This is a genomic window from Rhodoplanes sp. P11, from assembly GCF_964266735.1.
GTDB classification, from domain to species: domain Bacteria; phylum Pseudomonadota; class Alphaproteobacteria; order Rhizobiales; family Xanthobacteraceae; genus Rhodoplanes; species Rhodoplanes serenus.
Map to the genome: position 1 here is coordinate 780,407 of NZ_CAXWGY010000001.1, position 13,446 is coordinate 793,852.

At 69.7% G+C, this 13,446-nt stretch carries 12 protein-coding genes; 8 read left to right on the top strand and 4 right to left on the bottom strand.

The genetic code is table 11. The features are described 5' to 3' along the window. Positions 1–246 precede the first annotated feature (246 nt). Both ACFQUV_RS03510 and ACFQUV_RS03515 read left to right on the top strand, forming a co-directional pair. Positions 247–1,893 (top strand): methyl-accepting chemotaxis protein, encoded by a 1,647-nt coding sequence (locus ACFQUV_RS03510; protein WP_244601460.1) that lies wholly within the window; start codon positions 247–249, stop codon positions 1,891–1,893. Positions 1,894–2,357: 464 nt separating this feature from the next. Continuing rightward, positions 2,358–2,567, top strand: coding sequence for a cold-shock protein (locus ACFQUV_RS03515; protein ID WP_111384214.1), 210 nt, complete (start codon positions 2,358–2,360; stop codon positions 2,565–2,567). Positions 2,568–2,856: 289 nt separating this feature from the next. On the opposite strand, the gene ACFQUV_RS03520 is transcribed toward ACFQUV_RS03515, so the two are convergent. The 4 genes from ACFQUV_RS03520 to ACFQUV_RS03535 all read right to left on the bottom strand — a co-directional run bounded on the left by ACFQUV_RS03520 (position 2,857) and on the right by ACFQUV_RS03535 (position 6,997). Next, a complete protein-coding gene (locus ACFQUV_RS03520) occupies positions 2,857–3,081 on the bottom strand; it encodes a hypothetical protein (RefSeq protein ID WP_129607816.1) in 225 nt (74 codons plus the stop codon). A 54-nt stretch (positions 3,082–3,135) separates the two neighbouring features. Beyond that, the gene (gene infA / locus ACFQUV_RS03525) at positions 3,136–3,414 is read right to left on the bottom strand and encodes a translation initiation factor IF-1 (RefSeq protein WP_111385779.1); all 279 of its coding nucleotides are present in this window, start codon (positions 3,412–3,414) and stop codon (positions 3,136–3,138) included. A 23-nt stretch (positions 3,415–3,437) separates the two neighbouring features. Beyond that, positions 3,438–5,165 (bottom strand): DEAD/DEAH box helicase, encoded by a 1,728-nt coding sequence (locus ACFQUV_RS03530; protein ID WP_129607817.1) that lies wholly within the window; start codon positions 5,163–5,165, stop codon positions 3,438–3,440. 464 nt (positions 5,166–5,629) lie between these two features. Next, positions 5,630–6,997 (bottom strand): TrpB-like pyridoxal phosphate-dependent enzyme, encoded by a 1,368-nt coding sequence (locus ACFQUV_RS03535; protein ID WP_129607818.1) that lies wholly within the window; start codon positions 6,995–6,997, stop codon positions 5,630–5,632. Positions 6,998–7,568: 571 nt separating this feature from the next. Here ACFQUV_RS03535 and ACFQUV_RS03540 point away from each other — a divergent pair. The 6 genes from ACFQUV_RS03540 (at position 7,569) to ACFQUV_RS03565 (ending at position 13,444) form a co-directional block, all read left to right on the top strand. After that, positions 7,569–8,492, top strand: coding sequence for a branched-chain amino acid ABC transporter permease (locus tag ACFQUV_RS03540; RefSeq protein WP_111385478.1), 924 nt, complete (start codon positions 7,569–7,571; stop codon positions 8,490–8,492). Between the two features lies 1 nt (position 8,493). Next, complete coding sequence (locus ACFQUV_RS03545) at positions 8,494–9,510, top strand: branched-chain amino acid ABC transporter permease (protein WP_244601461.1); 1,017 nt, start codon at positions 8,494–8,496, stop codon at positions 9,508–9,510. Continuing rightward, the gene (locus ACFQUV_RS03550; protein WP_129607819.1) at positions 9,503–10,255 is read left to right on the top strand and encodes an ABC transporter ATP-binding protein; all 753 of its coding nucleotides are present in this window, start codon (positions 9,503–9,505) and stop codon (positions 10,253–10,255) included. The genes ACFQUV_RS03545 and ACFQUV_RS03550 overlap by 8 nt, the downstream gene beginning before the upstream one ends. 109 nt (positions 10,256–10,364) lie before the next feature. Next, positions 10,365–11,060 (top strand): ABC transporter ATP-binding protein, encoded by a 696-nt coding sequence (locus ACFQUV_RS03555; RefSeq protein WP_111385476.1) that lies wholly within the window; start codon positions 10,365–10,367, stop codon positions 11,058–11,060. Between the two features lie 144 nt (positions 11,061–11,204). After that, positions 11,205–11,903, top strand: coding sequence for a TetR/AcrR family transcriptional regulator (locus ACFQUV_RS03560; RefSeq protein WP_170300918.1), 699 nt, complete (start codon positions 11,205–11,207; stop codon positions 11,901–11,903). Positions 11,904–12,316: 413 nt separating this feature from the next. After that, the gene (locus ACFQUV_RS03565; protein WP_129607833.1) at positions 12,317–13,444 is read left to right on the top strand and encodes a Gfo/Idh/MocA family protein; all 1,128 of its coding nucleotides are present in this window, start codon (positions 12,317–12,319) and stop codon (positions 13,442–13,444) included. Positions 13,445–13,446 lie beyond the last annotated feature (2 nt).

Sequence of the window (13,446 nt, forward strand, 5' to 3'; positions counted from 1 at the left end):
GATGCTCGGTATTTGTCCGGTCACGAGCGGTGCCGGACAGGGCGAATACGTCGGTGCTGCGAGCTTACGAAGGCGAACGGCGCTCACGCCAAATCTGAACATTTGGAATGACTGGTCTGCATCGCGGTTAGCGGTGACGATCTTTACGTGACGCTAACAGCTTCGAGATCACAACCGCATGATCGGACATCTCGCATCGAGCACGAGGGGCGGTGAGCGACCATGCGAATCTCTACAATTACCAGGATGTCGTATCTGGTCGCGCTGAGCTGCGCGGCTCTGTCGGTGGTCTGCGTGATCCTGATGAACCGCGCCGTCGAGGCCGAGCGGCAGGCATCGCTGGAGCGCGCCGACCTGCGCCAGCTGTCCTTCGATCTCACCAATGCCTCGGATCTGCTCACCAACGAGGTTCGCCGCTACACCGTGTTCGGCGACAAGCGCCACTTCGATGCCTACTGGCGGGAGGTGAACGAGACCAAGTCGCGTGATCGCGTCGTGCGGCGGCTGGTCGAGCTCGGCGCTCCCGCCGCCGAGCTCGCCTTGATCGAGGAGGCGAAGACCAAGTCCGATACCCTGATCAAGCTGGAATCCGACGCCATGACGGCGGTCGGCCGTGGCGATCTGGCCCGCGCCCGCGAGCTCGTCTTCGGCTCGGACTACGACCGCGGCAAGGCCGAGATCACCGCGCCCATCCTGAAGTTCAGGGACATGCTGATTGGTCGGACCCAGGTGGCCGTCGACCGGGCGCGCGCCCGCGCCGACCTGATGGGCCTGGCCGCGATGGTCAGCATCAGTGTCACGGCGGTCATCTTCCTCGCCATCCTGTACGGCGTGCTGAGCCGTCGGGTGCTGGTTCCGCTCGCCCGGATGGGGGACACGCTGGACCGCCTGTCGCGCGACGACCACGCGGTCGAGGTGCCCGATCGCGATCGGACCGACGAGATCGGCGACATGGCCCGGGCCGTCCAGGTGCTGAAGGAGAGCAGCATCGCCCGCCACCGGCTGGAGGCCGAGCAGGCCGCCGCCGCCGACGCCAAGGTGCAGCGGGGCCGCGCCATCGAGGAGCTGGTGCGCGCCTTCGAGGAGACGGTGTCGTGCAGCCTGCGCGCTGTGGATTCGGCCTCCACCGAGCTGACCGAGACGGCCGAGACCATGGCGGCGCTCGCCGAGCAGTCCCATCGCCAGGCGACCGCCTCGGCCAAGGCGGCGGAGAGCACGTCCGCCAACGTCCAGACGGTGGCGGCCGCGTCCGAGGAGATGGCGGCGTCGATCCAGGAGATCAGCCGTCAGGTGACCAGCTCGAACGAGATCGCCGCCAAGGCCAGCCATCAGGCGCACGAGACCACCGGCTCGGTACGGGAGATGGCCGAGGCGGCACACCGTATCGGCGAGGTGGTCGAGCTGATCCAGACCATCGCGTCGCAGACCAGCCTGCTGGCCCTCAACGCCACCATCGAGGCGGCCCGGGCCGGGGAGGCCGGCAAAGGCTTCGCGGTCGTCGCCACCGAGGTGAAGGCGCTGGCCAATCAGACCGATCGCGCCACCAAGGAGATCGGCGCCCAGATCACTGCCGTGCAGGAGGCGACCCAGGGAGCGGTGCGCGCCATCGAGGAGATCGGCGGCACCATCACGGCCGTCAACGAGATCGCGGCCGCCATCGCGGCCGCCATCGAGGAGCAGAACGCCACCACGGGCGAGATCACCCGCAGCGTGCAGCAGGCCGCGCAGGGGACCGGGCAGGTCAGCCGCACCATCGGTGAGGTGAACCAGGCGGCTACCCAGACCGGCGATGCGGCGGGCCGCGTGCTGAACGCCTCCCAGCAGCTCTCGCGGCAAGCCGGCGCGCTGCACCGCGATATCGAGACGTTCCTGGCCAGCATCCGGGCGGCCTGACCGCGAGGACGACGGCGATGGGTCGTCGGGCCACCTGGCCGTGGGCGGTGGGGCGGGTTCGGCCCCGCCAATGCGGGCGTCCCACGCCATCCGAAAGACCCGCCAAGTCCACTCTCAGGGTGCTGCGGAGCAGCATCCTGCTGCGACATTCGGGACCTGTCGGCGTTATGATCCATCACCGGGCCGCCGGTGTCCCGGGTGCCCACGCGGCGGCCGGGTCACGACGGCGGTGTCCCGGGGCATCAAGCCGAAATTTTTTTGCCGAAGACCCGGCCGGCACATTGTGCCGGTGTCCGGTCATGCTAATCAGGTCGCATCGACGTTTCGGGCCGAACGACTTGGCCAAGCATGCGGGGCGACACGTCCTGCGCCTGACCGACGAGATCTGACTGAACATCGAGACACCAGCCGCGGCGGCGGCCCCGTCGCGGATAGAGACCTGCTCGTCAGTCGAAAGGACGTCTATGAGCACCGGCACCGTGAAGTGGTTCAATGCGCAGAAAGGCTATGGTTTCATCCAGCCGGATGATGGCGGCAAGGACGTGTTCGTGCACATCAGCGCGGTCGAGCGCGCCGGCATGAGCAATCTGCGCGAAGGCCAGAAGCTCTCCTACGAGCTCACCCAGGACCGCCGCACCGGCAAGAGCTCGGCGGATCAGCTCCGCGCCATCTGAGCCGGAAGCCACTCGTTCGACGAGCGTCCGAAAGCCCGCTCCGGCGGGCTTTCTTGTTTTTGCAAAAGCCCGCCCCGGCGGGCTTTCTTGTTTTTCGACAGCGGCTTCGGGGCCATGCTGGTTCCGGGCAACGGACCGTCCCGCCGTTGCAAAACGCAAAAAAGCCCGCCGAGAGCGGGCTTTTTTCGTCGGCGAAGGCCGGGCGTGGCGGTCGGGGCGGGCGAAGGGCGGCGGCCGGCGGGGGATCGGACCGTCGGAGAACGGCGCGGCCGGCCGGATCGTCCGGCGGTCAGACCGACTCGGGCGTCTTCATCCGCCAGAGCTGGAAGCCCTGGGCCGCGATGGCCTTCTCGATGGCGACGCGGGACAGCCGGTGCGGCGGCGCGCGGTCGGGCCGCACGACGCCGGTGGCCTGCCACGGGCCGAGCCGGGCAGGCAGCTTGCTGCCGACGGAATCGCCCGCGAACGCCTTGAGGTCGCGGGTCGTCTCGGACTCGAACATGAACAATCGCATGCCTGGTACCTTTCTCCCCCGCGTGGACGGCCGCACCGGCGGCCGGTGACTGGTTCAGCGCCGACGGAACTGCTGGCGCTGGGGCGGCCGCCGCGACGGCCCGCCCGAGTTCGTTTCCTTATGGCGGAAGATGATCCGGCCTTTTTCGAGATCATAGGGCGACATCTCGACGATGACGCGGTCGCCCGCGAGCGTCTTGATGCGGTTCTTCTTCATCTTGCCCGCTGTATAGGCGATGATTTCGTGACCGGTATCGAGCGTTACGCGGAACCGCGTGTCCGGCAGGATCTCGGTCACCAGTCCTTCAAATTCGATCAGCTCTTCTTTCGCCATGGCTGTGCTCCGATGCGCAGAAATCAACGCTCGACGGATCGTCCGACGTCGCGGCGACCCGGCACCGTCCGGCGCAGGAACGCCACCTGATCGAGAGCCGTCTCGACGGCCGGACCGCCGCGGCCGGCCGATCGCTCGGCCAGCGGCGCGCCGACCCGCACCGGGGCGGGGTGCTGCGCACCACCGTTGCGATGCTGCGGTGCATGCTGCTGCGGCGCGTGCTGCTGCGGTCCGTGCTGGCGCTGCGGGGACGGCCCGTGGGCGCCGCGCTGCGGCCGGGCGGCCTGCTCGCGAGGCTCCCGGTGGGAGACGGCACCCTGGGGCCGGGACTCCGCCGGGGCGGCGGGACGAGTCCGGTCCTGCTGGGGACGATCGTTGCGATTGCGGTTGCGATTGCGGTCGGGCCGTGCCGCGCCGGCGGCTTCCGGCCGGCGTCCCTCGGACCCGCGGCCTTCCGATCCACGTCCTGCCGGTCCACGTCCTTCGGAGCGCCGCCCCTCGGACCTGTATCCCTCGGACCCACGTCCCTGGAACCCGCGTCCTTCGGACCCACGTCCCTCGGACCGACGTCCATCCGATCGGCGGTCGTCGGCCTGGCGGGGCGCCGGGCGGCCCTGCTGGCCCTGGCCGCGGCGATCGGTGGCCGGGATGGTCATCCGGATCAGCTTCTCGATGTCGCGCAGATAGGCGCGCTCCTCGGCGTCGCAGAACGAGATGGCGATGCCCTCGGCGCCGGCCCGGGCGGTGCGACCGATGCGGTGCACGTAGCTCTCCGGGATGTTCGGCAGGTCGTAGTTGACGACGTGGGACACGCCCTCGACGTCGATGCCGCGCGCCGCGATGTCGGTGGCGATCAGGATGCGCACCTCGCCGGTGCGGAACGCCGCCAGCACGCGCTCGCGCTGGCTCTGCGACTTGTTGCCGTGCAGGGCGCCGGACGCGATGCCGTGCTTGGCGAGGCCGCGCACCACCTTGTCGGCGCCGTGCTTGGTGCGGGTGAAGACGAGGCAGCGGTCGAGCGGCTCGCTGCGCAGGACGTCGGCGAGGATGTCGGGCTTGGCCGCCTTGTCGACATGCACGACCCGCTGGTCGATGCGCTCCGCCGTCGAGGCGACCGGGGTCACCGCGACGCGGGCCGGATCGCGCAGCATCTCGCCGGCCAGCTCCGCGATCGCCTGCGGCATGGTGGCCGAGAAGAACAGCGTCTGGCGGTCCTTCGGCAGCTTGCGGACGATCTTCCGGATGTCGTGGATGAAGCCCATGTCGAGCATGCGGTCGGCCTCGTCGAGGACCAGCATGTCGACGCGGTCGAGCTTCAGGCCGTTGCTGTCGACGAGATCGAGCAGCCGGCCCGGGGTCGCCACCAGGACGTCGAGGCCGTCCAGGATGGCGCGCACCTGGCGGCCCATGGAGACGCCGCCGATGGCGAGGTCGGCCTTCAGCGGCATGTGGCGGCCATAGGTGCGGAAGCTGTCGAGGATTTGGCCCGACAGCTCGCGGGTCGGGCTCAGCACCAGCACCCGGCAGCTCTTGCGGGTCGGGGCGCGGTGGTCGGTGTAGAGGCGGTGGAGGATCGGCAGCGCGAAGGCCGCGGTCTTGCCGGTGCCCGTCTGGGCGATGCCGATGACATCGCGGCCGGCGAGGGCGAGGGGGATGGTCTGGGCTTGGATCGGCGTGGGGGTGACGTATTGCTCGTCGGCGAGCGCACGAGCCAGCGGCTCGGCGAGGCCAAATCCTTGGAAGGAGTTCAAAGGGTCGCTTTCTGTCTACGAGTCAGCCGGGCGCTCCCGTGGTGGGGCGCCGCGTGCCGCGGATGAACGGGACATCCCGCGTGGTCTGGGCTGCCGTCGGGTGAGCGGACGGGGCCGAATCATTCTTGGATTCGTTCACGCGGCCCAGGGGGACCAACCGGAGGTCGGTCATCTGCTCGCCGCTTATATGGTCCAATTCGTCGCGGAATTCAAGCTGGGCTTGCAGCAAAATAACAGGAAGTACAGCCGGGAGTTGAGCGGGCGCAGCCGGAGGGTTGCCCAGCGGCTCGCCCTTCACCTCTCCCCGCCCGCGGGGAGAGGTCGGATGTCGCGCCCTTGGGCGCGACATCCGGGTGAGGGGGCGTCTCCGCGAGTCATTGCTTGGCTGCAAAGCGCCCTCATCCCGACCTTCTCCCCGCACGCGGGGAGAAGGAGCGCGGGCGCCGTGCCCCGCCTCGAGGCTCCTACTCGGCCGCGACCTGCGGCAGCGCGGCGAGCGACGCCTGAAGGCAGCCCTCGTCGTAATCGCGGTCTTCCAGCTTGCCGGAGAGGTAGTCGGTATACGCCTGCATGTCGAAGTGGCCGTGCCCCGACAGGTTGAACAGGATGGTGCGCGGCCGGCCCTCTTCCTTGGCGGCGAGCGCCTCGTCGATGGCGGCGCGCACCGCGTGGGTCGATTCCGGCGCCGGCACGATGCCCTCGCTGCGGGCGAACATCAGGCCCGCCTCGAAGCATGGATTCTGGTGCACTGTGCGGGCCTCGATCAGGCCCAGCTCCTTGGCGTGGCTGACCAGCGGCGCCATGCCGTGATAGCGCAGCCCGCCGGCGTGGAAGCCGGGCGGCACGAAGGACGAGCCCAGCGTGTGCATCTTCATCAGCGGGGTGAGGTGCGCGATGTCGCCGAAGTCGTACGCATAGGTGCCGCGGGTCAGCGTCGGGCACGCCGCCGGCTCCACCGCGACGACGCGGACGTCCTTGCCCTCGCGCAGCTTCTTGCCGACGAACGGGAACGCGATGCCGGCGAAGTTGGAGCCGCCGCCGGCGCAGCCGATCACCACGTCGGGCCAGAAGCCGGCCATCTCCATCTGCTCGATGGCCTCCAGCCCGATCACCGTCTGGTGCAGGGCGACGTGGTTGAGCACGCTGCCGAGGGCGTAATTGGTGTCGGCGTTGTGGGCCGCCACCTCGACCGCCTCGGAGATCGCGATGCCGAGGCTGCCGGGCGAGTTCGGGTCCTGCTCCAGCACGGCGCGGCCGGCCGCCGTCTCGGTCGACGGGCTGGCGATGCAGCTCGCCCCGTAGGTCTCCATCAGGGCCCGCCGATAGGGCTTCTGCTGATAGCTGACCCGGACCATGTAGACCTTCACCTCGAGGCCGAACAGCGACCCCGCGAAGGCGAGCGACGAGCCCCACTGGCCGGCGCCGGTCTCGGTCGACAGCTTCCGGATGCCGGCCTCGCGGTTGTAGAACGCCTGCGGCACCGCGGTGTTGGGCTTGTGGCTGCCGGCCGGCGAGACGCCCTCGTACTTGTAGAAGATGCGCGCCGGGGTATCGAGCGCCCGCTCCAGCCGCACCGCGCGGTGCAGGGGCGACGGGCGCCACAGCTTGTAGATCTCGCGCACCGGCTCGGGGATCTCGATCTCGCGCTCGGTGGCGACCTCCTGGGCGATCAGCGCCATCGGAAAGATGGCGGCGAGGTCGTCGGGGCCGATCGGCTTGCCGGTGCCGGGATGCAGGACGGCGGGCGGCGGTGCCGGCAGGTCGGCGACAATGTTGTACCAGGCGCGCGGAATGCGGTTCTCGGGCAATAGAAACTTGAAGGTGTCGGTCATCGTCGGTCTTTCAGGCTTGTCGACCCAGGGTTGAAGGCGGAAGTGCTGCCGCCGCTCCGCGCGGGTGCGCCGCTCCCGCTACCTCGTGGCGGCGAAGGATGCGGTGCCAGGCCCGATGGAACGGTCTGAATCCCGGTGAAGCCCGAGCCGGGCGACGGGTCTCCGGCCCGTCTCAGGTCCGCGCTTCGTCCACCCTCCTTGTCGCGGCAAAGCCGCGGTCCCGCAAGGGGGAGGGCGCTGCGCGGCGGGGCCGCCCGGCAGGGCCGCCTGTGGAGCGGTCCGATCGACACCGCGACGGATCGCGGCCGCGACACGATCGACACGGCGACACAGTTGACAAGGGCGGCAGCCGACCCCGATGGTTGCGGACCCGGCGCGGCCGGGTCGCTCTCCTCCCGGCATCGCCGGGAGGGTCATCCGCCCGCCGAGGGATCGCACCGCCGAGATCTCGTACCCCTGTCACCTGCCGCGCGTTGTTCGCGCCGACCGTCGCCGGGACGGGACGGGACCGCGATCCGCCGCGCAACGGGCGTGCCCCGCCGCCGGGAGACGCCGCGATGCAGCCGTCCCGATGTCCACGACTCTTCTCGTCGTCCAGATTCTCAACGGCCTCCAGCTCGGCGTGCTGCTGTTCCTGATCGCCGCCGGGCTCACCCTGGTGTTCGGGGTGATGGACTTCATCAACCTCGCGCACGGCGTCCAGTACATGCTGGGGGCCTATTTCGCCGTCGCCTTCTACGGCCTCACCGGCAGCTTCGTCGCGGCGCTGCTGCTGGCGCTCGCCGCGGCGCTCGTCTTCGGCCTGCTGATCGAGGCCGTGGTGGTGCGGCGCCTCTACGGGCGCGACCATCTCGATCACGTCATCGCCACCTTCGGCATCATCCTGTTCCTCAACAGCGGGGTGAAATACGTGTGGGGGGCGGCGCCGCTGTCGCTGCCCGTTCCCGAGGCGCTGACCGGCTCGGTGGCGCTCGCCCCCGGCCTGCTCTATCCGGTGTGGCGGCTGGTCATCATCGGCAGCGGGCTCGCGGTGGCCCTGCTGCTCTACGTCCTCGTCTCCCACACCCGCATCGGCATGCTGGTCCGGGCCGGCGCCAGCAACGCCGAGATGGTGTCGGCGCTCGGCGTCGACATCCGCCGCCTGTTCACCATCGTGTTCGGCTTCGGCGCCATGCTGGCGGGCTTCGCCGGCATCATGATCGCGCCGATCCTGTCGGTGGAGCCCGGCATGGGCGACACCATCCTGATCCTCGCCTTCGTGGTCATCGTCATCGGCGGCATCGGCTCGATCCGCGGGGCCTTCGTGGCGGCGCTGCTGATCGGTCTCGTCGACACCCTCGGCCGCTCCTTCGCGGTCGACGTGCTGCGCCTGGTGATGAGCCCGTCCGCCGCCCGCACGGTCGGGCCGGCGCTGGCCTCGATGCTGATCTATCTGCTCATGGCGGTGGTGCTGTGGGTGCGGCCGAGCGGCCTGTTCCCGGCGAAGGGCCGCTGACATGCACACGCCAGGCGAGATGCAGAGCGCCGCGCCGGCCGCCGCGGAGGAGGGCGCCCCGGCGCCCCGACGCCGCCGCGCCGTCGTGCTCCCCGCCATCCTGTTCGCCGGGCTCGCGCTGCTGCCGGCCGCGGCGCTCGCCCTGTCGGCCGGCTACATGCTGGATCTGTTCACCCGGGTGATGATCTTCTCGGTGGCGGCGCTGTCGCTCGACCTGTTGATCGGCTACGCCGCCCTGGTGACGTTCGGGCAGGCGGCCTTCCTCGGCCTCGGCGCCTATGCGGTGGGCATCCTGGCGGCGCACGGGATCACCGACGCGCTGGTGGCGCTGCCGGTGGCGCTCGCCGTGTCGGGCCTGTTCGCCCTGCTCACCGGGCTCGTCTGCCTGCGCACCAAGGGCGTCTACTTCATCATGATCACGCTGGCCTTCGGCCAGATGGCGTTCTTCACGGCGGCGTCGCTGGCGCCCTACGGCGGCGACGACGGCCTCACCCTCGCGGACCGCAACACCGTCGCCGGCTTGCCGTTGTTCGACAACCCGCTCGCCTTCTACTACGTGGTGCTGGCCTGCCTGGTCGGCGCCTATCTGATGTGCCGGACGCTGGTCGCCTCGCGGTTCGGCCGGGTGCTGCGCGGCGCCAAGGACAATCCGGTGCGGATGACCACCCTCGGCTTCCGCGTCTATCACTTCCAGCTCGTCGCCTATGTGATCGCCGGCATGCTGAGCGGCCTCGCCGGCTTCCTGCTCGGCAACGCCACCGAGTTCGTCAGCCCCGCCTACATGTCGTGGCAGCGCTCCGGCGAGCTGATCATCATGGTGCTGCTCGGCGGCATGGGAACGCTGCACGGCGCGATTCTGGGGGCCGCCACCTTCCTGCTGCTGGAGGAGTGGCTGTCGGCGTTCACCGAGCACTGGAAGATGATCTTCGGGCCGTTCCTGGTGCTGATCGTGGTGTTCGTGCGCGGCGGGCTGATCGGGATCGGGGCGGCGATCGGGCGGAGGCTGTTCCGTGGCTGACCCGATCCTTCGCCTCGACGGGCTGACCAAGCAGTTCGGTGGACTGACGGTCAGCGATCAGGTCGACCTCGCCATCGCGCCCGGCGAGCTGCATGCCGTCATCGGGCCGAACGGCGCCGGCAAGACCACGCTGATCAATCAGATCTCCGGCCTGATCGAGCCCGACCACGGCCGCATCCTGCTCGATGGCCGCGACGTCACCCGCCTGCCGCCGCACCGGCGCGCCCGGCTCGGCCTCGCCCGCTCGTTCCAGATCACCTCGGTGCTGCCCGGCTTCTCGGCGCTGGAGAACGTGGCGGTCGCCGTGCAGGCGCGCTCGGGGTCGAGCTTCCGCTTCTTCGGCGATGCCGCCGCCGAGCCCGTCCTCCAGGGTCCGGCGCGCGCGGCGCTCGCCGAGGTCGGCCTGGCGGACCGCGCCGAGGTGCCGGCCGGTCACCTGTCGCACGGCGAGAAGCGGGCGCTGGAGCTCGCCATGGCGCTCGCCTCCGAGCCCAAGCTTCTGCTGCTCGACGAGCCGATGGCGGGCACCGGCCGGGAGGAGACCGACCGACTGGTGGCTGTGCTCCAGCGGCTCAAAGGGCGCTTCGCCATGCTGCTGGTCGAGCACGACATGACCGCGGTGTTCGCGCTCGCCGACCGCATCTCGGTGCTGATCTACGGCCGCATCCTGGCGAGCGGGCCGCCCGCGGAGGTGCGTGCCGATCCACAGGTGGTCGCCGCCTATCTGGGCGAGGAGATGGAGTGATGGGCGCTGCCTCCTTCATCAGGTCGTCGCCGGCCGACGCCCGCGCCGTCACCGCCCCGCGCCGGGGGAGGGTGAGGTCCGTCGCCGCCGCGGGCCGGCGGAGCGCGCCATGCTGACCGTGGACAACCTCCAGGCCGGCTACGGCACGACCCCGGTGCTGTTCGACGTCGGCTTCACCATCGCGGCCGGCGAGGTGGTGACGCTGCTCGGCCGCAACGGCATGGGTAAGACCACCACGATCCGGGCCCTGATGGGCCTGCTGCGCCCGACCGGCGGCACGGCGGTGTTCGAGGGGCAGCGGCTGGTCGGGCTGCCGCCCTATCGCATCGCCCAGCTCGGGCTGGGCCTGGTGCCGGAGGGACGGCAGGTGTTCCCGTCGCTCACCGTGCGCGAGAACCTGGTAGCGACGGCGGCGGCCCGCTTCGGCGAGCGCTGGACGCTCGATCGCGTCTACACGTTCTTCCCGCGGCTCGCCGAGCGGCGGCGCCATCTCGGCAGCCAGCTCTCCGGCGGCGAGCAGCAGATGCTGGCCATCGGCCGCGCCCTCATGACCAACCCGAAGCTTCTGATTCTCGACGAGGCGACCGAGGGCCTGGCGCCGCTGATCCGCACCGAGATCTGGGCCTGCCTGGCCCGGCTCAAGCAGGAGGGCCAGGCCATCCTGGTGGTCGACAAGCATCTGGAGGCGATGACGCGCCTCGCCGATCGCCATGTCGTGCTGGAGAAGGGCCACGTGGTGTGGACCGGCAGCTCGGCGGCGCTCGCCGCCGATCCGACCGTGCGGCAGCGCTGGCTCCAAGTTTGATCACGGCGGCTCCGCGTGCATCGGCGCCCCGTGCATCGGGTCCGGACGACGTTGCCGGGCACGCCTGCGCGCGGCGCTCTGCCAACCGGGGCCGCAATGCTGTATGGTCGATCCTGGCGGCACGTCGCCGCCCTGTGCGAGACCATGGAAGCAGCCAAAGCAGCCACGACCAAGACGGCTCCGCCGAAGCGGCCGATCGGTCCGCGTGATCCGGTCCGCACCCGTGCGGCGATCCTCGACGCCGCCACCCAGGAGTTCAAGGCCAAGGGCCTGACGGGGGCGCGGGTCGACACCATCGCGAAGCGGTCCGGTGTCAACAAGCGCATGATCTATCATTATTTCGGCGGCAAGGAGGGGCTCTACGTCGCGGTCCTGGAGGAGACCTATTCGGCGATCCGCGCCGCCGAGCACGAGCTGCATCTCGGCGACCGTGGGCCGATCGAATCGATCTGCGAGCTGGTCCGCTTCACCTGGGGCTACTTCATCAAGCACCCCGAGTTTCTCAGCCTGCTCGGCTCCGAGAACCTCCACCGGGCGCGCTATCTGCGCCAGTCGGCCCGCATCCGCGACTTGCACTCGCCGCTGATCGCGACGCTCTCGCACCAGCTCGAGCGCGGCGCCGCCATGGGCCTGATCCGGCCCGGCGTCGATCCCGTCCAGCTCTACATCACCATCGCGGCGCTGGGCTTCTTCTATCTGTCGAACCGCCACACGCTGGGCACCATCTTCGGCCGCAGCATGGATGACGCGGCGAGCCTCGAAGCGCGCGGGCGACACGTCGAGGAGGTCGTCGTCGCCTATCTGAAGCCTCCCGGCGACCTGACGCCCCGGCCGGCGGCCTGACGCGGCGCGCCAGAGGCTGGCCGTCTCCCCCCTCCGATCCCCTCCGGCCCTCGTCCGACCCCCTCGGTGCTCCCGGCCCGACATCACCGACGCATGGCTGCGGGCCGGCGCATGCGGGAGGAGCGGCGCCAAAGTTGTGGGCCAAATCGTCCCTGTTCGCCAAAAAGTGCAAAATTCTTCTGGAGTTTGCCATCGTGGTCGGGCCACCCTGCCAAGGTTGGCCCGGCGAGAGCCATGCCATGGCGCGCCTCGGACCTGCATTTCGGGCGTGGCGAGCCTCTTGACGATCCGGCCGTCGGCGTGGTGGATTTGTAACTAGGCGGTTACTTGGCGGGGAGCCGGGGCACCGTTTCAGTCGTTGTTTTCACATTACGCGAGGCAGGCAAGTGGCCACCCAGAAGCTCGGCATCATCATGCACGGCGTCACCGGACGCATGGGGCTCAACCAGCATCTGGTCCGCTCCATCGTGGCGATCCGTGACCAGGGCGGCGTGGTGCTGCCCAACGGCGATCGTGTGATGCCCGATCCGATCTTGGTCGGACGCAACGCCGAGAAGGTGGCGGCGCTCGGCCGCCAGTACGGCATCAGCCGCACCAGCGCGGATCTCGACGGCGCCCTGAAGAACCCGGACGACACGGTGTTCTTCGATGCCGCCACCACCCAGGCCCGCGTCGACCTCGTCAGCCGCGCCATCGAGGCCGGCAAGCACGTCTACTGCGAGAAGCCGATCGCCGACACGCTCGACAAGGCGCTGGCAGCGGCACGGCTCGCCAAGCAGCGCGGCGTCAAGAACGGCGTCGTGCAGGACAAGCTGTTCCTGCCGGGCCTGCGCAAGATCGCCAAGCTGAAGGAGGCCGGCTTCTTCGGCCGCATGTTCTCGGTGCGCGGCGAGTTCGGCTACTGGGTGTTCGAGGGGGATTGGGGCCAGCCGGCGCAGCGGCCGAGCTGGAACTACAAGCTCGCCGAGGGCGGCGGCATCATCCTCGACATGCTGTGCCACTGGCGCTACGTGCTCGACAATCTGTTCGGCGAGGTGAAGGCGGTGAGCTGCCTCGGCGCCACCCACATTCCGAGCCGGGTCGACGAGAACGGCAAGACCTATGCGGCCGACGCCGACGATGCCGCCTATGCGACCTTCGAGCTGGAGGGCGGCGTCATCGCCCACATGAACTCGTCGTGGTGCGTGCGGGTGCGCCGCGACGATCTCGTCACCTTCCAGGTCGACGGCACGCACGGCTCGGCGGTCGCCGGCCTCTCCAAGTGCTGGACCCAGCACCGGGTCAACACGCCGCGGCCGATCTGGAACCCGGACGTCCCCCAGACCATGAACTTCTACGACCAGTGGGAGGAGGTTCCGGACAATTTCGAGTACGACAACGGCTTCAAGATCCAGTGGGAGAACTTCATCCGCCACGTCGTCGCCGACGGGCCGTGGAGCCACGACCTGCTGGAAGGCGCCAAGGGCGTGCAGCTCGCCGAGCTGGGCCTGAAGAGCTGGCAGGAGCGTCGCTGGCTGGACGTGCCGAGGCTGACGGTGTGAGC